21 protein-coding genes are annotated in these 22,447 nt (G+C 52.2%); 14 read left to right on the top strand and 7 right to left on the bottom strand.

From position 1 onward, the window contains the following. The first annotated feature begins 67 nt into the window (after window positions 1–67). Window positions 68–568, top strand: a complete 501-nt coding sequence (locus tag M1D70_RS25350) for a GNAT family N-acetyltransferase (RefSeq protein WP_009589361.1) — start codon at window positions 68–70, stop codon at window positions 566–568. 144 nt (window positions 569–712) lie between these two features. Beyond that, window positions 713–1,189 (top strand): GNAT family N-acetyltransferase, encoded by a 477-nt coding sequence (locus M1D70_RS25345; protein WP_456290499.1) that lies wholly within the window; start codon window positions 713–715, stop codon window positions 1,187–1,189. Window positions 1,190–1,249: 60 nt separating this feature from the next. Here the strand turns inward: M1D70_RS25345 and M1D70_RS25340 are convergent, their stop codons facing one another. Then, a complete protein-coding gene (locus tag M1D70_RS25340; protein WP_009589352.1) occupies window positions 1,250–1,594 on the bottom strand; it encodes a hypothetical protein in 345 nt (114 codons plus the stop codon). Window positions 1,595–1,780: 186 nt separating this feature from the next. On the opposite strand from M1D70_RS25340, the gene M1D70_RS25335 reads away from it, so the two are divergent. The 7 genes from M1D70_RS25335 (at window position 1,781) to M1D70_RS25305 (ending at window position 9,945) form a co-directional block, all read left to right on the top strand. Further along, window positions 1,781–2,938 (top strand): response regulator, encoded by a 1,158-nt coding sequence (locus tag M1D70_RS25335; RefSeq protein WP_456288284.1) that lies wholly within the window; start codon window positions 1,781–1,783, stop codon window positions 2,936–2,938. 176 nt (window positions 2,939–3,114) lie between these two features. Next, window positions 3,115–3,606 (top strand): hypothetical protein, encoded by a 492-nt coding sequence (locus M1D70_RS25330; RefSeq protein WP_009589348.1) that lies wholly within the window; start codon window positions 3,115–3,117, stop codon window positions 3,604–3,606. 211 nt (window positions 3,607–3,817) lie between these two features. After that, on the top strand, window positions 3,818–6,892 hold the full coding sequence (locus M1D70_RS25325) for an ATP-binding protein (RefSeq protein WP_456288283.1): 3,075 nt from the start codon (window positions 3,818–3,820) through the stop codon (window positions 6,890–6,892). A gap of 110 nt (window positions 6,893–7,002) precedes the next feature. After that, window positions 7,003–7,926, top strand: a complete 924-nt coding sequence (locus M1D70_RS25320) for an AEC family transporter (protein WP_213579640.1) — start codon at window positions 7,003–7,005, stop codon at window positions 7,924–7,926. A 111-nt stretch (window positions 7,927–8,037) separates the two neighbouring features. Next, window positions 8,038–8,202 carry a hypothetical protein gene (locus M1D70_RS25315; RefSeq protein ID WP_009589346.1) on the top strand — a complete coding sequence of 55 codons (165 nt, stop codon included), beginning with the start codon at window positions 8,038–8,040 and terminating at the stop codon, window positions 8,200–8,202. Window positions 8,203–8,424: 222 nt separating this feature from the next. Next, window positions 8,425–8,868 carry an Rrf2 family transcriptional regulator gene (locus M1D70_RS25310; RefSeq protein ID WP_456288282.1) on the top strand — a complete coding sequence of 148 codons (444 nt, stop codon included), beginning with the start codon at window positions 8,425–8,427 and terminating at the stop codon, window positions 8,866–8,868. A gap of 222 nt (window positions 8,869–9,090) precedes the next feature. Beyond that, window positions 9,091–9,945, top strand: a complete 855-nt coding sequence (locus M1D70_RS25305) for a VOC family protein (protein ID WP_009589337.1) — start codon at window positions 9,091–9,093, stop codon at window positions 9,943–9,945. A 99-nt stretch (window positions 9,946–10,044) separates the two neighbouring features. Here M1D70_RS25305 and M1D70_RS25300 read toward each other — a convergent pair whose 3' ends face one another. Beyond that, the gene (locus M1D70_RS25300; RefSeq protein WP_456288281.1) at window positions 10,045–10,560 is read right to left on the bottom strand and encodes a hypothetical protein; all 516 of its coding nucleotides are present in this window, start codon (window positions 10,558–10,560) and stop codon (window positions 10,045–10,047) included. A 207-nt stretch (window positions 10,561–10,767) separates the two neighbouring features. Between M1D70_RS25300 and M1D70_RS25295 the strand changes: the two genes are divergently transcribed. Together M1D70_RS25295 and M1D70_RS25290 are read left to right on the top strand one after the other, a co-directional pair. Continuing rightward, the gene (locus tag M1D70_RS25295; protein ID WP_009589350.1) at window positions 10,768–11,373 is read left to right on the top strand and encodes an ArsR/SmtB family transcription factor; all 606 of its coding nucleotides are present in this window, start codon (window positions 10,768–10,770) and stop codon (window positions 11,371–11,373) included. Between the two features lie 23 nt (window positions 11,374–11,396). Beyond that, complete coding sequence (locus tag M1D70_RS25290; protein ID WP_456288280.1) at window positions 11,397–12,203, top strand: MBL fold metallo-hydrolase; 807 nt, start codon at window positions 11,397–11,399, stop codon at window positions 12,201–12,203. A gap of 89 nt (window positions 12,204–12,292) precedes the next feature. On the opposite strand, the gene M1D70_RS25285 is transcribed toward M1D70_RS25290, so the two are convergent. From M1D70_RS25285 to M1D70_RS25265, 5 genes are all read right to left on the bottom strand, one after another. After that, on the bottom strand, window positions 12,293–14,869 hold the full coding sequence (locus M1D70_RS25285; protein WP_456288279.1) for a rhamnogalacturonan lyase: 2,577 nt from the start codon (window positions 14,867–14,869) through the stop codon (window positions 12,293–12,295). 329 nt (window positions 14,870–15,198) lie between these two features. Further along, window positions 15,199–16,014: an adenosylmethionine decarboxylase gene (speD, locus tag M1D70_RS25280; protein WP_009589344.1), complete on the bottom strand. Its 816-nt coding sequence runs from the start codon at window positions 16,012–16,014 to the stop codon at window positions 15,199–15,201. A 307-nt stretch (window positions 16,015–16,321) separates the two neighbouring features. Continuing rightward, window positions 16,322–16,684 carry a VOC family protein gene (locus M1D70_RS25275; protein ID WP_009589356.1) on the bottom strand — a complete coding sequence of 121 codons (363 nt, stop codon included), beginning with the start codon at window positions 16,682–16,684 and terminating at the stop codon, window positions 16,322–16,324. 30 nt (window positions 16,685–16,714) lie between these two features. Then, window positions 16,715–17,173 (bottom strand): SRPBCC family protein, encoded by a 459-nt coding sequence (locus M1D70_RS25270; protein ID WP_456288278.1) that lies wholly within the window; start codon window positions 17,171–17,173, stop codon window positions 16,715–16,717. A 90-nt stretch (window positions 17,174–17,263) separates the two neighbouring features. After that, window positions 17,264–18,049, bottom strand: a complete 786-nt coding sequence (locus M1D70_RS25265; RefSeq protein WP_009589364.1) for a helix-turn-helix domain-containing protein — start codon at window positions 18,047–18,049, stop codon at window positions 17,264–17,266. Between the two features lie 188 nt (window positions 18,050–18,237). Here M1D70_RS25265 and recQ point away from each other — a divergent pair, with 188 nt between their 5' ends. The 3 genes from recQ to M1D70_RS25250 all read left to right on the top strand — a co-directional run bounded on the left by recQ (window position 18,238) and on the right by M1D70_RS25250 (window position 22,398). Continuing rightward, a complete protein-coding gene (recQ, locus tag M1D70_RS25260; RefSeq protein ID WP_456288277.1) occupies window positions 18,238–20,121 on the top strand; it encodes a DNA helicase RecQ in 1,884 nt (627 codons plus the stop codon). Between the two features lie 113 nt (window positions 20,122–20,234). Further along, window positions 20,235–22,007: a B12-binding domain-containing radical SAM protein gene (locus M1D70_RS25255; protein ID WP_456288276.1), complete on the top strand. Its 1,773-nt coding sequence runs from the start codon at window positions 20,235–20,237 to the stop codon at window positions 22,005–22,007. Window positions 22,008–22,221: 214 nt separating this feature from the next. Then, window positions 22,222–22,398 (top strand): hypothetical protein, encoded by a 177-nt coding sequence (locus M1D70_RS25250; RefSeq protein ID WP_009589329.1) that lies wholly within the window; start codon window positions 22,222–22,224, stop codon window positions 22,396–22,398. The last annotated feature ends 49 nt before the right edge of the window (window positions 22,399–22,447 follow it).

Here is a 22,447-nt window from a genome sequence, read left to right as displayed (position 1 = left end):
GCGTTTTTCCGTTACCTCTTGTACAATAGATCTCGTAATAAAGACATCTATTCGGAGGTAGAACATCGTGACGCATCCATACCGTATCGATTATGCCGTCAAAGAGGATTTGCCGGCCATTGTGGACATTTACAATTCAACGATTTCAAGCAGAAAAGTAACGGCCGATCTGGAGCCGGTCACGGTGGAGAGCCGCATACGCTGGTTTGAAGAGCACAGCAACGATTTTCGCCCTCTTTGGGTCATGCGATCTGATGACGGGCTGGTTGCGTGGATGAGCTTTCAATCCTTCTATGGCCGTCCCGCCTATAACGGGACAGCTGAAATCAGTATCTACGTTAACGAGAAATATCGCGGCGTTGGTGCCGGCAGCCTATTGATCCAGAAGGCCATCGAGGAGTGCCCGCGTCTTCGCGTCAGCAACCTCGTCGGATTCGTCTTCGGTCATAATGAACCAAGCCTCAAGCTGTTGAAGAAGTTCGGCTTCGACCAGTGGGGGCTTCTCCCAGCGGTTGCGGAGCTTGACGGAGTCAAGCGGGATCTGGTTATTGTAGGACGTGCGATCTAAGTAACGATACGTGAAGGTTCAGGTCCAAGAGAGAAGTCATCGCAGCGCGAAGATGAAGATACGTGCAAACCCTTCATGGTATTCTGCATTCCAAACCTTAACCGATATCCAGTACACTTGGGGAAAACAAGGGACGAAAAGGGTGTGGAGGATGTGAAGGCAGAGATTCGCATATATCAAGCAGAGCTGAAGGATCTGGACAAAGCGGCCGCGATGTTGAATCAGTATCGGCAATTTTATGAGCGTGAAGATGATTTGGACGGGGCCCGGCAATATATCAGGGAAAGGCTGACCCGTGGCGATTCCGTTATATATTTAGCGGACTGCACCCGCGGGGAAACCCTGGCCACGCCAGGCTTTCTACAATTATATCCATCCTTCTCGTCGCTATCCATGTCTAGGTTGTGGATTCTGAATGATCTGTACGTGGATTCCGAATATCGCGGGCTTGGCATTGGAAGGGAACTGCTTCATCAAGCCCGTGCGCACGCCGTTCAGACCAAGGCCAAAGGCTTGACACTCTCGACGCAGCTTCACAACACGGCCGCTCAACGCCTGTACGAATCCGCAGGATATAAGCGGGACGATGAATTTGTGCATTACCATTTGAATTTATCCTGACGCATTGGGCATCCAGAACAAACAAAGACGATACCCCTAAGGAGTTATCGTCTTTGTTCTTTATTGATAAATCGAGCGTATTTTTCGAAAAACCTCAACCCGGGCAATTTTCAGCTCCCACATTTGGTCCAGCAGCTTCCGCTGTATATCTTTATCGTCTGTTGCTTTCAATTCATGATACAGGGCAGACATCCGTTCATTGATTTGATCCACGCATTGCCACAGCTCCTGTTCCGTGCATTCCTCCGACTTCGCTTGTTCCTCGCCCAGCGATTCCTGCATGTGGTGAAGTGTACGAATGATGTCTGCTTGCCACTTCCGATCTTCCAAGCGAATCGCCAAGTTGAGAAGATCCAGATAATCATCAAGGGACAGAGATGTCGGTTCTTTATCGCCATGTTCCATGTTGAATGCCCCCTTAGCAAACGTATAAACCTGTTTATACCAAGTATTATACTTGGAATTATGAGTTTTTCAAGTGAAAAAATAAGAGAATATTGTCATAAACATGCTTTCGATTGTTGCAACCGTGCGCAGGAATCAATATAGTTTACATAGGACCGTATTTTTCCAATCCAAGGAGTTATATGAATGAAGGTAATTCTCGTAGATGACGAACCGTTGGCCTTGAAGTATTTAGAACGTCAGCTGTTAAAACTGGATACCATGCCTATAGATGTAATCGGTACGTATACGAATCCTTTTGAGGGGCGTAAGGAAATTCTTGCAAGGGACGTGGATATCGTGTTTTTGGATATCAGCTTGCCGGAATTGAACGGGATCGAGCTGGCGGAACAGCTGCTGGAGCAGAAGCCCCATCTCTGCATTGTATTTGTGACGGGATATCACGAATATGCAGTTACCGCATTTGAATTGAATGCCGTCGATTATATCGTCAAACCGGTCCAGATCGATCGAGTAGCCAAAACGATGGAGCGGTTGCGAAGCCGCATTGCGTCCAGACCGGAAGAGGTCCTGAACCCCAATCGTAAAATTCGGATGACGATGTTCCGCCAGGTTATGATCGAACAGCCGAACGAGCAGGGGCAATTCGCCATGCTTCATTGGCGGACAACCCGGGCCCAGGAAATATTCATTTACTTGCTGCAGCATCGGGGGCAGCTGGTGCGCAAGTCGGCACTGATCGATATGCTATGGCCGGAGTTTGACATGGATAAGGCCTATCCCCAGCTGTATACCGCCATTTATCATATCCGGAAAACATTGGAGCCCTATGATACCCGATTTCAAATCACCAACACGACGGAAGGCTATGTGCTGAATGTCGAAGACGTGCAGCTGGACATCGAGGAGTGGGAGAACTGGTTCATGGCGACCCCCTCGGTATCGGCCGATTCGATCGATGGCCATCTTGAAATGATGAAGCTGTATACGGGCGATTACCTGCAGGAATATGATTATTGGTGGGCGGAAGGCGAGCGTCAAAGACTGAAGGAGCTGTGGCTCAGCGTATCGTTATCCATGGCGGAATGGTATGTGGATCAGGAACGCTTCGAAGAGGCCGTACTGTGCTTCGCCTCGATCCAGAGGCTGCATCCTTTGGAAGAGAAGGCCTATTTTTCATTGATGAAAATATACGGCTTGCAGGGGAACCCGGCCCAGGTACACCGTCAATTCAGCCTGCTGCGTCAAGTGCTGGAGGATGAGATGGGTGAGGAGCCGAGCCCTTACATCAAGAAATGGTATGACGAGTGGAGCGATGGAATCCAAATCACCCATGTGCAATAAATGACCTAGCCAAGCAATCATAAGATAGGGAATCACCGGTCGCTGTGACCGGTGATTTTTTTTGTATGTGTCAGCCGAAGGGCCGTTCTTTTTGGTTCCTGTTCAGAAATTGTAGAGGACCGCCTCTTATACTGTAGGGTGTGAACCATAAGAATCGGGAGGTACAATATTCGGTTATGAAATTCATTCGGAAATTTAAGGAATCTTCGCTGCATAAAGCCATGGGGCTGGAGCTTGGTACGTTTCGGGAGATCGAGCTGGATGCAGCTAAGGATGTCCAGCATTGCCGAGGCTTCTATGTTTACTTCAACGGCAAGCGGATTGGCATCGTTGCTACGGACGAGGGACCGGTATTTCTGTGTGATCAGGAGAAGTTTTTGCTGGATGAGCGTACCGTTCATTTTTTGCTGCAAAAAAATGCCGAGTTTAATACGTTTATCTTCATGTGGAATGGAGGCGTGAAGCTCCAGATTCCATATTTGCGGTCGTTAATCGAATATAACGGAAGATGGGTGGATGATTCGATATTCGACTTTTTTTCGTGGATTTATGAAGCTTCCGGAAGAAAAAGATTCTACTCCTACTATACGGTGAAGTATGTATCCGCTGACGAATTATGCCCGCACCAGCCTCTTCAGCGTTCGGGCAAAACGCTTTCGATTGTTTAGGCGACCTGACGAACCCGTGGATTCATGTGAACTTTAGGGAATGGGAACAGACAATTGCATCGTAACGATGTAAAATAATGGACAGTTATGTAGTGTTATTGATTCTTACAATACGTTATATAAAGGACTGTTAATATTGTCGATCTATTCCAATATCAAATCGAAGCCCGTCTCCGGCAGAAGGTTGCTGGGGATTACTTTTCTGTTTATCGTGATTTTACTTTCCGTGCGCTTGGTCTGGTTCAACACCATTACGGTACCCGAGGAACTTCCATTCCGGGAAGGCGTGCTGGATCTTCGGGCTTGGCCGGCGGATGACCGGAGCAGGGTCGCCCTGAACGGGGAGTGGGCCTTTTATCCGAATCAATGGAAGGGCCCGGATGGAACGTCCGAAGGAGAGCCTGCGGGAGCCGACCCGCACTGGATACAGGTTCCGGGGCCATGGGAGGGCGTGAACGAGAATGGAAACCAAATCGGCTACGGGACTTACCGCCTCAAGCTGCTCGTACCGGATCGGAACAAAACTTACGGCATCTGGATCAGCGATATCCGTACAGCCTATCGTTTGTATGTAAACGGGGAATTATTGCACGCATCAGGACATCCGTCCGATCTGCCAGAGACCCATGTGGCCAGAATCGTCCCCCATATGGAGCTCATCCCCCCGACTGGCGGTGATGAGCTGGATATCATCGTGGAAGTGAGCAACTATCAGTATGCCGATTCAGGCGGGATCCGGCTGCCGATCCAATTCGGAACGGCGGAAGCGGTGATGAGGGGAAAAGCCTTCTCCGAGAACATGCAGCTGCTGGTGTGCATCGTGCTATTGCTCCATGTGATCTATGTTTTTATTTTGTACTTGATCGGCTATCGAAGCAGAGGGCTTTTTTATTTTGCCGGGCTTATTCTGTTTACGCTGCTGGCTACGCTGAGCGACGATGATAAGCTTCTGTTGGTGTGGCTGCCTGGCATCCCTTTCGAGTGGGCGGTGAAGCTTAAGGTTATTGCTTATGTCGCGATATCTTTATGCTTGATTCTGTGCACCAAGCATTTGCTAAAGCCGAGGATCAAGGAGGGCTTTTACCAAGCCTACACGATGTTTGTGGTTTCGTATGCCGCAGTTTATTTGCTGCTTCCGTTTCATCTGATGGTCCATCTCTCTAAATATTTGTCGGTGGTATTGATAAGCGCCGTGCTGTTCGTGCCTTCGCTAGCCAGGAAGGCGGTCAGCGAGCGGACGGAAGCTGCGATCTTCATCCTGCTGTCGGCGGTTGCGGTTTCCTGCAACATTATGATAAGCGGAATTTTAAGATTCCGGTATTTTAAGGAACTGCCTTTTTACCCGATCGACCTGATCGTTGCGTTTCTCGGGTTTGCTTCCTTCTGGTTTATCCGGTTTACCAGAAACAGCGTCATGCTTAGGGAACAGGCCGAGCAGTTGCAGCGTGCGGATAAGATGAAGGATGAGTTTCTGGCGAATACGTCCCATGAGCTGCGAAATCCGCTGCACGGCATCATCAACATGGCGCAAACGCTGCTGGAACGCAAAGGGAGCGTATTGGAGCAAGAGGATCGCAGTCAGCTGGAGCTGATCACCGGCATCGGAAGACGGATGTCACTGCTCCTGGACGACTTGTTGGATGTTTCGTTATTGAAGGACAAGCGCGTTCGGTTGAATGTGCAGAGCGTCCACCTCGGTTCGGCTGCTCAAGGCGTGCTGGACATGCTCCGTCCGATGGCGGAAGGCAAGCGAATCGAGCTCGTATGCGAGATCGCGGAGGAGGGCCCCAAGGTATGGGCGGATGAAAGCCGCTTGGTTCAAATCATGTTCAATCTGATTCACAATGCCATCAAATATACGGAGGCCGGACGTATCACGGTGGCTGCGGAGGTCATTGAAGGAAGGGCTTATGTCCACGTTCGCGACACGGGGATCGGTATGGACGAAAAGACGTTAAGCCGAATATTCCTCCCCTACGAGCAGGGAGATTCCGGTTTTGCCGCTTCGGGAGGCGGTTTGGGGCTTGGACTGGGCATCAGCAAGCAGCTGGTTGAGCTCCATGGAGGGGATATTTCCGTAACATCCGCTCCGGGTCAGGGGAGCGACTTTACGTTCACGCTGAAAGTGGACGATATGATGAAGCAGGAGAACGCGGATAAACAGGAGGTTATCGCGGTCTCCCCGGCTTCAAATCCAGAGAAAGAGAAGGAGACGCAATCGAATATGTCAGATATGCACGAACAGGATGACGCCGAATCGGAGGCTCTGGCGCTTGCCCGTCCAAGCGACGGCAGGCTGCTTATCGTTGACGACGATCCGGTTAACCTGAAGGTCATCCATCATTTGCTTGCAGACGAGGGGTATCGGATCGTGGCCGTTACCCGCGCCGAGGAAGCTCTTCAGCTGTTGGAGCAGGGAGAATGGGATCTTATCATTTCCGACGTGATGATGCCCCAGGTGTCGGGGTATGAACTGTCCAGGACGATTCGGCAGAGGTATATGCTATCGGAGCTTCCCATCCTGCTGCTGACCGCCAGAAATCGGCCGGAGGACATTCATATGGGGTTCATCTCGGGAGCTAACGATTACTTGATAAAACCGGTGGATCACCTGGAATTAAAAACGAGGGTACGCGCCTTGCTGGAGCTGAAGCGGTCCATTAAGGAGAGGCTGCATATGGAAGCGGCTTGGCTCCAGGCCCAAATCCAGCCGCATTTCCTGCACAACACCTTAAATTCAATCGCTTCGCTAAGCGAGGTGGATCCTTCCCGGATGATTGCGCTCATCGCAGAATTCAGCCATTATCTGAGAGCCAGTTATGATATCAGCAACTTGGATCGTTTCATACCGTTGGAGCAGGAGCTTGGCTTGGTTCGCTCTTACCTGTATATCGAGGGGGAGCGATTCGGGGAACGGCTGCGTGTCCGTTGGCATATCTCCGACGAGGTTGCCGTGCAGCAATGGAAGCTTCCTCCCTTGACGATGCAGACGATCGTGGAGAATGCGGTCGTTCACGGGGTGTTGGCACGGACCCAGGGAGGGACCGTAACCATCCGCATCGTACGAGAGGCTGAATCAGCCAAGGTGATCATCGCGGATGACGGCGCGGGGATGGATCCCGAGAAGCTCCGAAGGATGCTGGGAAGCGGACATCGCGCCACCAAGGGGGTCGGGCTTATGAACACGGACCGCCGTTTGAAGCAAATTTATGGGCAGGGCCTCATGATCGACAGCTCAAGGGACAGAGGAACCACGGTATCATTTGTCATCAGGAAGATGGCATAATCAAAGCCTGAGCCTATTAAACCTATAGTCTTTGAATCTTGGACGAATGCCGCAGGTTTAGGTTAGGATGTAGAGATGATGATATTTTACTTCGTATAAGGGTGGACTTCATGATCTCTTCTTTCTTGGCTACGATTTACAGCGTATTCCTTCCGATATCGCTGCCCGTCATCGGCGGAGCGCTGCTTAAGCGATTTAAAGGAATTGAAACCAAGGGGCTCTCGGCCCTGTCTTTATATGTGCTGAGCCCGGCACTGATCTTCGAGACGCTGGAAAAGGCTTCGATCACCTCGAACGAGGTGACGGTGACGGTTGCCTTTTGCCTGTTGAACGTGATCATCCTCTGGGCGCTCAGCGCCTTTGCAGGTAAAATGCTCGGCTTGTCCCAGACGGAGAAATCGGGCCTCGCCTTGACCACCATTTTTACCAACAGCGTGAATTACGGGCTTCCTCTCGTGCTGCTTGCATTCGGGCAGGCAGGGCTGGATAAGGCTTCCGTGTATGTCATCGTGCAGATCATCATCATGAATACATTAGGCGTGTATTTGGCAGCGCGGTCTCATTTTTCGGCCGTAAAAGCGATCAAGACCGTATTTACACTTCCTTCGGTTTACGCCGCAGCGCTTGCCGTACTCTTCCGGTTGACGGATTTCCAGCTCCCCGAAGGGTTGAATACCGGTGTTTCCATGCTGTCCGCCGCCTATGCGCCGCTGGCTCTTGTCATACTGGGCGCCCAGATGGTTGGGGTTCGGGAGGGTGGAGCGTCGCTCGCCGTCTCAAAGCGCGGATTCTGGTCGGGCATGGCGATGCGAATGCTGGTGGGCCCGTTGGTGGCTTGGGGATTGCTCGCGATGTTATCCATTGAGGGAACCTTGTTTGCAGTCATTCTGATTCTGTCGGCGATGCCTGCAGCCGTGAATGCGGTCATCCTTGCCGAAGAGTACGATGCCGCGCCCAAGCTTGTATCCAGGTGCATTCTGTGGACCACGCTGGCTTCTTTTATCGTTCTGCCTGCCATGATTGGCTTTCTTTAAGATTTCTCGCCTCCGGAAGATTGGTTCAACTCTTGGACGTGCGTGTAAAGAGTAGTAAGCGTCAAGAGATAACCATCATCTGCGAATCCGAATCGGATGGAGGTGGAAACTATGAGCAGACCGCGTGACCGAGACGTGGAGATCGAGACCCGTAATATCGAGGAGCGTAACGACTCCAGCAGGGTAGCTTCTACGTTGATCAAGTATGTTGCTTATCTGATCATCTTTTTTGGTTTCTTGTACTTCCTGATCAAATACGTATTCCCAATGTTCTAAGTTCAGGCCGGGTTACGTCGGTGAGAAAGCCTCTCCTTAGCCACAAGCGGGATGGAGGCTTTTTTTCATGAAGTTAGGGCAGGATCGCAATGTGCCGTAATGGATGAGCAAGTTTTTCCTATCATTCCATGGACTCGGCGGGAGCGTTGACTTTGGAGTCTAATGTAACTATGATGGTTACATGCTAGTCATCTGAAGATTTGGACCGTCAGGAGGGATCGCATGAACATAAGCAGCCGATTTGCAGTGGCCATTCATATTCTTTCCGTGCTGGAGATGAATAAGGCTGGCGTCAGCACTTCAGATTATATTGCGGAGAGTGTGAACACGAATCCGGTGGTCATCCGGCGGATTGTCGGCATGCTCAGCAAAGCGGGCCTGGTCGAGGTGAAACCCGGCGTAGCGGGAGCGAAGCTGGCTAAGCCTCCGTCCGGGATTACGCTCCTGGATATTTATCATGCCGTTCATGTCGTGCAGGAGGGTTCGCTGTTTGGTATTCACGAGAATTCGGACACGAAATGTCCTGTTGGCAAACATATTCAAACGGCGATCGTTCCGGTGTTCTCGGCCGCTCAGAAGGCAATGGAGGATACGCTGCATGAGGTGAATTTGGAGCAAATCGTCCTGAAAATCCATGCGTCTGCAAACGGAACATCCAGTGAATAGATGATATAGGATACGCTCAATCCTTGCAGGATGGGCGTTTTCTTTTGGGCCTGGGTTGGTGTGCCTTTGTTTATATGTTAATTACTGGGTTTGACAACGGGATGGTCCTGTAACTATAATGATTACAAGTAAGATGTAACTGTTTTGATTACAAGTTAAGCCTGTCGCGGACCTGAATATATTTTATGAAAAATCAAACAACAACATTCAAGGAGTGAGAATATGACAGCCATTATACATCCATCCACAAAGCTCGGACCCGTATCTCTTCGGATTAGCAATTTGGCACAATCGGTACGCTTTTACACGGAAGTCGTTGGATTAAAAATGCTGCGCCAGCATGGCCGGGTGGCCGAATTGACGGCTGACGGCAAGCAGCCGCTGCTGATCATTGAGGAGGTTTCGGACCTGATAAGACCGCAGACCCGGACGGCAGGGCTGTACCACTTTGCGATCCTGGTACCGGATCGGGAATCGCTAGGGCTCGCGCTTGCCAATCTGATCGCTCATAACATGCCGGTCGGCCAAGGCGATCATCTGGTCAGCGAAGCGCTGTACATTAATGATCCGGACGGAAACGGCATTGAGATTTATGCCGACCGGCCACGGGATACCTGGAAGCGCGATGCCAAAGGGGAATATGTGATGGCCACCGACCCGGTCGATGTTGAAGGACTGCTGGCTCTCTCCAAAGAGAAGGAATGGCTTGGACTTCCGGAAGGGACCGTCATCGGGCACGTGCATTTCCATGTGTCCAACCTGCAGGATGCCCGTGCATTCTATTGCGATGTGCTGGGTTTTGAACTGACCGCCCATTATGGGGGAGCAGCGTTGTTTATATCCGCAGGAGGATACCATCACCATATCGGGCTCAATGTTTGGGCGGGAATCGGTGTACCGAATACGCCGCCGAACGCTGCGGGAATGGAGAATTATACGATCGAGCTTCCGAGCCATGAGGCGCTTGAGGCGGTAACCGGCCGTATTCGCGAAGCGGGGCTGCACCTGGAACAGCGAGACGGCGTCTGGGCCGTTCAAGATCCTTCGGACATCTGGATCCGGTTGGTTGTTGCTTAATATCATACGAACGAAGAAGCCTGCCCGCTATATTAGCGGCAGGCTTTTTTTAATGAATCATCACCGTTAGGATGATCAGCTAGACAGAAAGCAGGCAAGCTAGATCCGGTTTAATTCAACCAGCGTACGGAGCATGAACTCTGTGATATTCGGAATGTCTCCCATCTGCTCTTCGTTGATTTTGCGGGGAAAGCGAAGCTCGATCGCGTTATGGATGGGGACCGTATCGTTGCCGTAGGCGTAGCGTATCGTTTGCACCGGCGGGAGCTCGGGGTTCCATATCTCTTTAATCATCTGCGCGATAACCGGGCACGAGTAGGCAGGATCGGCAATGTTTTTATGAAAGCGGAGCTTCAACTCGCAGCCCGGCTGTTCTTCCGGAATTTCCAAAATCTCGGCGGCCAAATCCCGCAGCCCGGTCTCCAGGCAAATTTCGGCTGAAGCCTCGGATTGCTGAACCAGCTCAAACCGGAGGCTAAAACTTCTGGACAAGGTCGCCATATCCAGGAGGTCCTTCCGATCGGTAACGCGGATGATTTCATCGAGATTGTCGAGGTCATAAACCGTATTCTCGATGCCAACCTTTAAATTTTCGAATATAGTCGGGTCAAACATGGAGACACATCCTTTGATGAACATAATGTCATAATAGACGATTGTGGATACTATATCACAGCCGCCAGGCGAAGAGGAATGGCTCGTCTGATAAGCCGGAGACCGGCGTCCGGATTGACCGATAGATCTAAGTCATGGTAGGATGAAATCCAATCAAACAGTAAAATTAATTTTACCGGTAAAATGTATGGAGGTGTTAAAATAAAAATGACTGGTGTCTATAAAATTCAGACCCATGAGCAGCTCAAAGCGATTGCGGATCCTCTCCGCACCAAAATGCTGATGAATCTGGTGAAGGATGCCTACACCGGTCAGCAGCTGGCCGAAATGCTCGGCATCACGCGGAACAATATTTACTTTCATCTCAAGGAGCTGGAGAAGCATGGCATCATCCATGTGGTCAGGAAGGAAGAGAAGAACGGTATCGTGCAGAAATACTATCGCGCCGTTGCAAGCCGCTTCATTCCGGAGGATCATTTGCTGCCAAGCCTGGATTTGGTGGAAACCTCAAGACAGGTATTCATGGAGACGCTTGATGTAACGCGGGCCAAAATCGAGACCGCCCCGGCTTCTTCTTTTGCATTGGACAGTACGAGTGAGCACCACAGGAAAAATCTTGCGGGAACCTACCGCTTTCGTGCAACGCAGGAAAGCTTCCATGCTTTTGTGGAAGAATTCAAGGGGCTTCTGGATAAACACTTCAAGATGGAAGGGGCCGAATCCGGCAGAAGCTCGCTTTCCGAGGAGGAGAAGAGCTATTATATGTCGTTGATAGCATTCCAAGATGATCATGAGAATATCACCATTCGATAATCCTGGACGGGGGATACATACATATGGACAATAATCAATATACCATCGTGATCGATGATGCGTGGTTTACGGTATCGCAGCTGGATGAGGGCACGGTTGCCATCAGTGAGTACGGGCATTGGGAGAAGGTGCATTCGTTTCTGTTGATAGGGGACGAGCGTGCCGCATTGATCGATACGGGCCTTGGCATCGACGACATGAGGAGGATGACCGATCAGCTGACGGATTTGCCTATCATGGTACTGACCACGCATGTTCACGCAGATCATATCGGCAGTCACCGGCAGTACGGGGAGATTTACGTGCATGAGGCCGAAGAGGATTGGCTGGTCAGCGGCATTAAAAAGCTTTCGATTGAGCAAATCCGCAAGGATATATCGCGCGATATTACGAGACCCGTACCGGCTTCCTTCGATCCGGCAGCGTACACCCCTTATCGGGGGCGGCCGACCGGTCTGCTTCGGGATGGGGACGTTATCGAGCTTGGCGGGCGAAGCCTGGTCATCTACCATACGCCGGGCCATTCGCCCGGACATATTGCAATATTTGAACCCGACCGCGGGTACTTGTTCACTGGCGATTTGCTGTATGATGAGACGCCGGTATATGCCTTCTACCCGACGACAAGTCCCGGAGATCTCGTTAACTCGCTGGAGCGGATCGCGAATATCGAAGGCGTAAATCGGATCTTCGGTTCTCATAATACGCTTGGACTGGACCCGGCATGGCTGGACGTGGTAAAAGAAGCCGTGCAGGAGCTCCGGGAAAAAGACCTTGTCCGATTTGGAACGGGCATTCACCGGTTCAACGGATTTTCGGTTCAATTCTAATATTGCCATGAAGTAAAGCCGCCTCCGGATCAGCTATTGGCATCCGGAGGGCGGCTTTTTAGGCTTGTGATTGTTTTTAGGCGATTCAGCTATTTCCACATGCTGATGAGCGTCCATACCTGATAAGACAAGTTCATCCGGGCTCTATCCGATATCGCACCGGGTTTCTTATGCTCCTCCAGCTGAGAAACGAATGTATTTAAAAATTTGAGCGCTTGTTCCCTGGAGCCCTTGCTCATGTGATGCTCTGCCTGTTTCAAGGCATTGCTCAACCGGGACAGCAGCGGGTTAGCCAGTTCCCCTGCGCGGGCATACTCGCTCACCAGTTGATCCAGCACGTTCAGCATGCCCGGGGATTGATAGACGGGGATAGGAACCTCCGAGAAATCCGTATCGGATGCAAAATAAAAGCTGGTGTAAGAGGGCTGGTTATACGTTGTATTTTGTCTGGCAACCTCGACCCGATACTGCGGATCATGCATGAGCGTATAGAGCTTACGGTCGGTGACCTCGGTGCTCAGGTAAATCCGGAGGGCCGAGCTGTCCGCGGTCCGGACCACCAGTTCCTCTCTCCAATCCCCGAAAAGATCGGCGACGAGGGCAGGACTTCCCTTCGTCCCGTTATTGGTGCGCGTGCCTTCTGCAGTTAGCAGCGTCCCGTTGCGCCAGCTTTCGATGAACGGCGTCTGATCCAAGTTACCATTCACGATCTGGGTGGTCATATCCGCAGACCATTTGATGTTCATGTTCGTGCCCGGCATGGCCGTAGAGAGCTGTTCTCCATTTGCAGACCACGTGCCGACGGCCCATGTTTCGAGTCCCCGCTGATCGGGATCGATATCGCCGATCATGCCGCGTCCGGTGTCTTTTCCGGTATAGCCGCCGTAGAGGAGCCCGCCTGTTGCCGCATCACGGAGGGAATAGCCGTAAGGGGCGTAGGCACCGCCTTCATGAACCATGAAGATCTCAAGACCCGGCCGATCCGGATCGATGTCGGTGACGTGCATGGCGTCCCCATGACCAAGGCGGGCCATCGCTCCAGGATCCGCGCTTTGAGGAGGGAGCACATCCATGGAGCTGTACAGCAGCGTGCCGTCATGGTCAATCGTTGCCGAACCGTAGACGATTTCCTGTTTGCCCTCGCCGTCGACGTCAGCCGCGCTTAACGAGTGGGCCCCTTGCGTCGTTAACGTACCGAATGCCGCATCGGTCCCGTCCCGGCCATGCGGACTGTCGTTAAACGGATTGGTCATCGGGGTCCAGCCGCTGTCCACAACCCAATGCTCGCTTAAGTGCCGGCCATCCCACTTGTAGGATACGAGTGTGGATCGGGTGTAATAACCGCGGGCGAATACGGCATAGGGTTGTTCCCCGTCAAGGTAAGCAACGGCGGCAAGGAAGCGATCCACGCGATTGCCGGGTTCGATCCGGGCCATGGCGTAATCACCCCACATGAGACCGTCGTCATGCCTGCCGGGTTTATACCGGATCGTCTCGAGCTCTTTGCCGGACGCGCCTTCAAATACGCTGAGATATTCCGGACCATCCAAGATGAACCCTTCGAACGCCCGGAGATTGTTGCGGGCGCTTCGCTGCGGCGCATAGGTGTCCATGAAGTGATCGACCAGGCTTTCGGCATCGGTACGGGATAACGGATAATGGTACTTCTTATCGATGCCGAAGCTTTCTTCGAGCGTGGCCGGCCAGCGGCCGCTTACGACCTCTTCATGCTGATGCCAGTTCATGAAGAGGTTTACCATGTGCTCGTAGTAGCCGGTTTTGCTCAGCCGGTAATCGTCCTGATTGGAATATCCGGCCTTCATATCCTCGGGCAGCAGCGTGATGTATCTCTGGGAGATCATGTTGCCGGCAGGATCATAGCGAAGAATCTTGGTGCCCGGTGCCGTTTTGAGCATCATTTCCGCTTTGCCGTCCCCGTCAAAGTCATACACCATGAACTGCGTATAGTGGGCGCCCGAACGGATGTTGACGCCGAGGTCGATCCGGTACAGCAGGATGCCCTCCAGTGTATAACAGTCAATGTACGTGTTGCCGGTATACCCGATTTGGGAAACGTCCTTGGAGTTGGAAGGGTCCCATTTGACAAAAAGCTCGTACCGCCCGTCGCCGTCCACATCGCCGACGCTGGCGTCATTGGCAGAGTAAGTATAAGGCTCCCCGGCCGGGGTGACTCCGCCATCCGGCTTGTTTAGCTTCAGATCGTAATAGGGGGAGGACCAGGGAGTGGAGGTGGGGCTCTGGTCGACCTCTTTTCCATTCACGACGGCAGATACGTAATAGGAGGACGATGACGTGCCGGATCGGTCCAGGTAATTGGTGCTGTTCTCGACGATGGCAATCCGGGTGCCGTCCCGATAGACATGAAAGGTTGGACCGGTAAGCCCCGTGTCGCCATATCCGGTTACTTCTCCGGCAAGCAATCGCCAGCTCAGAAAGTTGCCCTCTGAAGTGGGGGCCGATACGATCCCCCTATCCAAATACTCCAGCTGAATCCGGCTGGTTTTAGTGGCAACTTGCTGCGTGCCGCTTGCCGCTTGATGCGAGGGCGCCGCTAACGACTCGATGCTCCCCGTGATGATCATGGGGAGCGTAAGAGCCGCTGCCAACAGCTTGCGATGCAAGCTGAGTCTACTAAGATTCTTCATGTTCAGCCACCTTTCTCCTTGTGGTTCGGATGCTGGTGTGCAGCATCCCGTATGCGCTTTCACAAATGGTTGTGCGGCTCCTCCTTTTTGGGTTGGAATGGGGTAATAATTAAATCACTTTCATTGTATGGAACCTGGAAGAATGACAACATACAAAAAACAGGCCATTTGATTTAAAAAACAGAGTTAATTCTGATTCCGAAAGTCGATTTTCTAGGGTCAAGCCATAGAAGCAGCAAACAGGCCGGGCTCCTGGGAGCCCGGCCTGTTTGCTTGCTCGCATGATGGTCATGCAAGAAAAGAATAGCCGCCGCAGGGTAGCAAGCCATTCAGTAACTCCGGTCCATGTTCTTGCCGTAATAAATCTCGTCCATCTCCAGTTTGATGCGTTCGGTGATTTCCTGCTGCTCGGCCTCGGACAGCTTATCCTTCGTGTAACCGAACAGATAGTTGTCCAGATCGAACTGCTTCAGCTTGCACTTGGTATGAAAGATGTTCTCCTGGTATACGTTGACGTCGATCATATCGAACAGCTCCTTGGCTTCGTCCGGAATATAGTTCTGGATGGAGCTGATCTCATGGTCGATAAACAGCTTGTGTCCGTGAATATCCCTCGTGAATCCCCGGATTTTATAGTCTATCGTCATAATATCTGTATCGAAGGAGTGGATCAGGTAGTTCAGGGCTTTGAGCGGTGAGATTTCCCCGCAGGTCGACACGTCGATATCGGCCCGGAAAGTGCTGATGCCCTCGTCCGGATGGAATTCGGGATACGTATGGACGGTAATATGGCTCTTGTCGAGCTGGAGCACCACGTTATCCGGCAGCGGCCCCGGCGATTCGTCATAAGATTCCTCCGGCACCTCCACGACGGGGCCCTCGGAGACTAGCACCGTCACGCTGGCGCCCTGCGGAATATAATCCTGCTTGGCAATGTTCAGGACATGCGCGCCGATGATTTCGGCCACATGGCTCAATATTTTCGTCAGCCGATCCGCGTTATACTGCTCATCAATATATTCAAGGTACGCTTCCCGTTCCTCCCGGGTCTTCGTATAGCAGACGTCATACATATTAAAGCTGAGCGATTTCGTTAAGTTGTTGAACCCATGCAGGGTCACGCGTTGTTCTGGTGTCATATCCATATGAATTTCCCCTTGTGTCGTTAATATATCAGTTCGAGTACCTATTATTTCCGAAACCGTCGATTCCTAATCTGCCCATGCTGGAGCAGCATTACTATGTTCTTACCCGGATCGGGTTCAACGTTAACAGAGGCGGAGGAATGCCAGAGGGGAAGCAGCGGCGGCTCCCCAACTCCAAAAAGGCCAACCGGATTTCTCCGGCTGGCCTTATCTATCAGAACGACACCTGCTGCATGCAGCTTATCCCTCTGGCGTTTATATGGATTCACTTCGTATGCTTGAACATTGATGCTGCCGAACGGATGGATTACTCCGTAAATTCCAGCAGCTCGATCACATTGCCAAACGGGTCGCGGATGGCGCTGTACAGCCCGGGAGGGCAAGGCTTGGGCGTATCGAAGATGACGTCGACGCCCTTCGATTTGTAGTTCGCAATGGCTTCGTTTACATCCGGGGTCTCGATTCCGATGATCACCTGTGCCTCATGCGGGTATTCCGTATCCGTTGGACGGTCGCATTTCTGCAGAACGAGGGACATGCCCTCATGCTTCAAGCTGACGATCTGGTCATCATAAACCCTCGAGATTTCGAAACCCAGAACATCGCAGTAAAACTGTTTGGCTTGCTGTATATCGCTTACATTGATCGATAGAACGCATAGGTTCGGCATATGCTCGCACTCCTCCGCTCATGGTTTGTTTTACTTGCAGCACAGAATCCCGTTCCCGGATTCGATATTAGATTTCAAGCTGGCCAGCATCCCCTTCCACGCATCGATATGCCACTCCCGGGCTTGCCGGGACGCTTCGGAATCCTTCCAGCCTGTATGCTCCAGGGTAATTCTCGTGTCGTCCGCCTCAGGGAAAAAGGCAACCTTAACCGCCGTCAGCTCGCCTTGATTCATCGTTTCCGCGAAGGGATCGGGACCTTTCCACTCAAAAACAAGCACGCGTGGCTCGTCATACTGCAAAATGGTACACCCGGCGGTGCACATCGATTCTCGATCGGCCGGGTTAAAATACAGCTCGAATTTTCCGCCCGCTCTCGGCTCGATTTCCGCAGCCGGCGCAAACCACTCGGTTATCCTTGCGGACTCGGTCCATGCTCGCCACAGGAGCTGCACATCGGCCTGAATCACGGTTTCTTGAATAATGGTCATGTTTAATCCTCCATCATATAGCGCTCATTGCTTTTGAGATAACGCTTCTTGCAGTTCCATTATAAATGGACATGCACATTGAAAATTCTTCTACTTTGCGCTGTTGTTCCGATCCTTCTCAAACAAGAGCAGAGGCAGATTTACAACAATCGGCGGGTCATAGGGCAGAGGCTCGCGCAAGGTAATCTTCACGGCGAGATCGGTTCCTTCGTCGATATGGACAGGCTCCTCCATCTTGCCTCGCAAGGATTTGCTCAGCAGAAAATAATCCCGCGGATTGAGGCTCCAGGGGATGCCCGCTGCCAGCACATAATACGTACCGGCCGGGATGCCGGTTAACGTGCAGGTCCGGTTCTTGAGGTTGACGGCCGTACCGGTTACGGGCTTCTGATCGGGCACGGGTCTTGGAAACAGACCGACGTAAATCATGCCGCGAAACCTCTCGGGAGCTTCGATCCGGCAATGAATCCGGGGCAGAGCATGCCCTTCTTCATCTGTCCAGGTTAATGGCTTGTGCTCATATTGATTCACGTAACGATGCAGGGACTCCGTGGTGGTGCGGAACTTTTTTGGAGACAGGCCGACAAACTGCTTAAAGCGGGTATTGAATGTGCCGGGACTTGCCAAACCGATGTTCATTCCGATTTTCACAAGCAGGGAGGGGCTTTGAAGGAGCTCGGTTTTGCCCGATTCGACCCGGAGGGCGGACAGGTACTGCCTGACGGAAATGCCGGTTACCCGCTTGAATATCCTGGAGAAATGGTAGGGGCTGTACCCCGCGAGATCGGCGAGCAGCTCGGTTGTCATCGGCTCGTCCAGATGCTCCTTCATATATTGAATGGTTTGCCGCACGGCTTCGGCATGTTCATCGTTCATTAGGGATCACCAACTTCGTTTTAATGGCTCTACATGATATCAGGCTTATTTCCACATTTATGAAATTCTGCTCGTCGAATGCAATTTCCTTCCCCGATTCGGTTGCCCATTCATGGAAAGGCCGTTAAACTTAAAGGATGAGGGCTTTCTAAAACGGAAAACCAAGGCGAAATAAGGAGTTTATATCCATGAATGTGGAAACAAATGATAGAGAATCGATGAATATGGACACAGCGCGGGAATACCTGCAAAAATATTACGGCTATCCCGATTTTCGGGACGGACAGAAGAAAATCGTCGCGAGCCTGCTAACCGGCCAGGATACGCTCGGGATTATGCCGACGGGCGGGGGCAAATCCATCTGTTATCAGATCCCGGCACTCCTCAGCCCGGGCCTGACGTTGGTCGTATCGCCTCTGATCTCCCTGATGAAGGATCAGGTGGACGCACTTACGACGGCGGGCGTGGCGGCGGCTTATATCAACAGCACGCTCAGCGGCAAGGAAGTGAACGAGCGCATACGCGCGGCCAAGCGCGGCGACTTGAAGCTGTTATATGTCGCCCCGGAACGGCTTGAGCTGGATTGGTTCCGTGAGGAGATGGCAGGCCTCGACATTTCGATCGTTGCTGTCGACGAAGCGCACTGCGTATCCCAGTGGGGTCATGATTTTCGGACAAGCTATCTCTCCGTGGCTCCTTTCGTAAAAGGGCTGCCGAACCGCCCGATTGTCGCGGCCTTTACGGCGACGGCTACGCCGGAGGTTATGGAGGACATGCAGCGCCTGCTTCGACTGGAGCAGCCGCAGGTGTTCGTGACGGGACTTGGGCGCGACAATCTGGAAATGTCGGTGCTTCGCGGCGAGAACAAGCGGGAGTTCGTGCTGGATTATGCGGCTTCGCATACCCACCAGCCGGGTATCATCTATGCTGCCACCCGGAAAGAGGTGGATGATTTATGCCAGCGCCTGCAGGCGAAGGGGCTACTTGCCGGACGTTATCATGCCGGCATGAGCGATGCGGAGCGAGCGGACAGCCAGGAGGCCTTCCTGTATGACGATAGTCGCGTCATTGTCGCAACGAACGCGTTCGGCATGGGGATCGATAAATCCAACGTTCGGTACGTCATCCACTACAATATGCCGAAAAATATGGAGTCTTACGTCCAGGAAGCCGGCCGCGCCGGGCGGGACGGAGAGCCCAGCCAGTGCATCCTGCTGTTCAGCGCCCAGGATATCATGACGCAGAAATTTCTGATCGAACAGAACCCCCAGGAGGGCGAGCGGAAGCAGAACGACTACCGAAAGCTGCAGCAGATGATCGATTACTGTTACACCACAAGGTGCCTGCGCAGCGCAATGCTGGATTATTTCGGGGAAGAACACGAAGACAAGCCCTGCGGTACGTGCAGCTCCTGCACGGACGACCGGGAGCTGGTGGATATCACGGTGGATGCGCAGAAAATCTTCTCCTGCATTCATCGGATGCGCGAGCGCTTTGGCGTGTCGATGATCGCCTCCGTGCTGAAGGGCTCGCGGGCGAAAAAGGTGCTGGAATACGGCTTTGACCGGCTTCCAACCTATGGCGTCATGTCGAACCGAACGGAGAAGGAAATATCCGAGACGATCAATGTGCTCATCTCGGAAGGGTTCCTGGCGCTGACCGAAGGCCAATATCCCGTCGTGAAACTTCAGAGCGAGGCGGCCGACGTGTTAAAGGGCCAGCGCGAAGTGATGCAGCGCGTTCCGCGGCCTTCCAAGGCTGCAGGCAGCCAGCGCAGCGGCAGCCGCCGCGACTACTCGCCGTCAGCCGTTAACGAGACGGTGTTCGAGCAGCTGCGCTTAATTCGGCGCGAACTGGCAAGCAAGGAGCATGTGCCGTCCTACATCATTTTTAACGATGCAACGCTGCGCGAGATGAGCGTGGTCTGCCCGCAAAGCGAGGATGAGATGCTGAACGTCAAAGGGGTCGGCGAAGTGAAATTCCGTAAATACGGACGTCCGTTCCTTGAGTTTTTCCTGAATGGTCAGGGCGCGTCGAATGACGGTGACGATTTGTATGATTATGAAGAATAGGCTTGCATGACAGGCGGCACTCATGGCTTATTCCCGTTTTATCACTAAGGATAGTAGCGTTCGGTACCGTTCGATAATAAATAACATTATGTAGAAGGAAAGTGGGCCCTACCATGAAAGTCATACTATCAACCTTGAATGCCAAGTACATTCACACCTCCTTGGCCATTCGCTGCCTGAAGGCATACAGCGAGAAGGATTTCGATATCGAACTGACGGAGTACACGATCAAGGATCCCGTGATGAATATCGTCTCCGACCTGTTCCAGCGCAAGCCGGATGTGATCGGATTCTCCTGTTATATATGGAATATCGAAGAAACGATTAAAGTGATCGATATCGTGAAGAAGATTATGCCGGAGGTCACGATCATACTGGGTGGACCTGAAGTATCCTACGATACGGAGTATTGGATGAAACGGCTGCACAATGTCGACTTTATCGTTATGGGTGAAGGCGAGGAGACCTTCCACCATTTGCTGCAAACGATTGAAGGGGACCGGAAGTATCATTTCGTTTATGGCGTGGCTTACCGCAAGCAGGACGAAATTATCGTGAACCCGGGAAGACCGAAAAGCATCCTGGCCGAGCTGCCTTCCCCGCATCGTTTTCCGGAGGATATCCCGCACCTCGGGAAGCGGGTTGTCTATTTTGAGACCAGCCGGGGCTGTCCCTTCAGCTGCCAGTTCTGCCTGTCGAGCATCGAGGTGGGGGTTCGTTATTACGACATTGAACGGACCAAGACGGACATTCTCTACCTGATCGAGAACGGGGCCAAATTGATCAAATTCGTGGATCGGACCTTTAATATTAAGCGGGATTATGCGCTTGAAATGTTCGAATTTCTGATCGAGAACCATGGCGGCTGCGTATTCCAGTTTGAGATCACGGCGGATATCATGCGTCCGGAGGTGCTGGATTATTTGGCAAACCATGCGCCTCCCGGCATTTTCCGCTTTGAAATCGGCGTGCAGTCCACGAATGATCCGACCAACGAGTTGGTGAAGCGCCGCCAGAATTTCACCAAGCTGTCACGCACGGTGACGATGATCAAGGACAGCCGCAAGATCGACCAGCATTTGGATTTGATCGCAGGGCTTCCGGAGGAGGATTACAATACGTTCCGCAAAACGTTTAACGACGTGTTTGCCCTTGGACCGGAGGAGCTGCAGCTGGGCTTCCTGAAGATGCTCCGGGGAACCGGGCTGCGGATCGATGCGGACAAGTATAACTACACTTACATGGACCACGCTCCATATGAAATTCTGGGCAGCGACGTGCTTCCTTTCTCGGATATCGTCCGGTTGAAGAGGCTGGAGGACGTGCTGGAGAAGTATTGGAACGCCCATCGGATGGACCATACCCTGAATTATTTGATGAAGCATGAATTTTCGTCGCCGTTCGATTTCTTCCAGGAGTTCGGCGACTACTGGGAAGGACAGGGCTGGCAAAAAATCGGCCATCAGCTCGAGGACCTGTTTACGCGTTTAACGGCCTTCCTGGAGTTTCGGAACACGCCGAACATGAACGTGGTCTCCGGTCTGATGAAGTTTGATTATTTCCTGGGTCATAAATACAAACCGCGCAAAATATGGTGGGAACATGCCCAAGACAAAGCGCAGTGGAACGCCAATGTTCGTAAAATCGTGGAAGACCCCGCGGCACTGTCCGCCGATTTCGCCGATCTTGGGATCACGGAGCGCGATCTTCAGAAGCATGCGATGATCGAGGTGCTGCCATTCAACCTCGACGATGCCATTCAAGGAGGTACGGGCTATCCGGACCATGCGGTGCACGCCACGATGCTGCTGGTATTGTACCAGCAGAACGAAACAGGGCAGCCCCAGTACTACACGATGCCTTTGGAGTTAGCAACGCAGGCATAATAGGGGATACGAGGGACAAGTCTTTTCCAAGATTGGTTGTGACACGGACTGGTTGTTTTGGCGTAATTGCCTAATTTCCGCTGCCAGGAACTGGCGGCCCGCTCTTTAACGACCCTTTTGGGATCATAACGAGCTCTATCTAAAGGCGTTTCCGGAATAAAACAGCCCCGGCATCGGTATTCTAATTGGCATCAACCGATGAGGAGGGGATGTTATGAGCGACAATCGGAAGGGGCAAGAACAGCTTTCGTCTGATGAGCCGACCATCGCACCGGGCATGGAAACCAATGACGATCTGCGCGAAGAGGCTACCGAGGACGAGGTAGCGCATGGAGAGTACACCGAGGTCACGCAATTGATCATCGATCGCACGCCGAGCGATGAAGAGTAAGGTGCTTCGATTGAGCCTTTACGCTGCCAATGTCAAAGGTTCTGTATAC

The organism is Paenibacillus sp. AK002, assembly GCF_053903045.1.
Note: the sequence above shows the minus strand (reverse complement) of the source record. Positions and strands in the feature narration are given on the sequence as shown.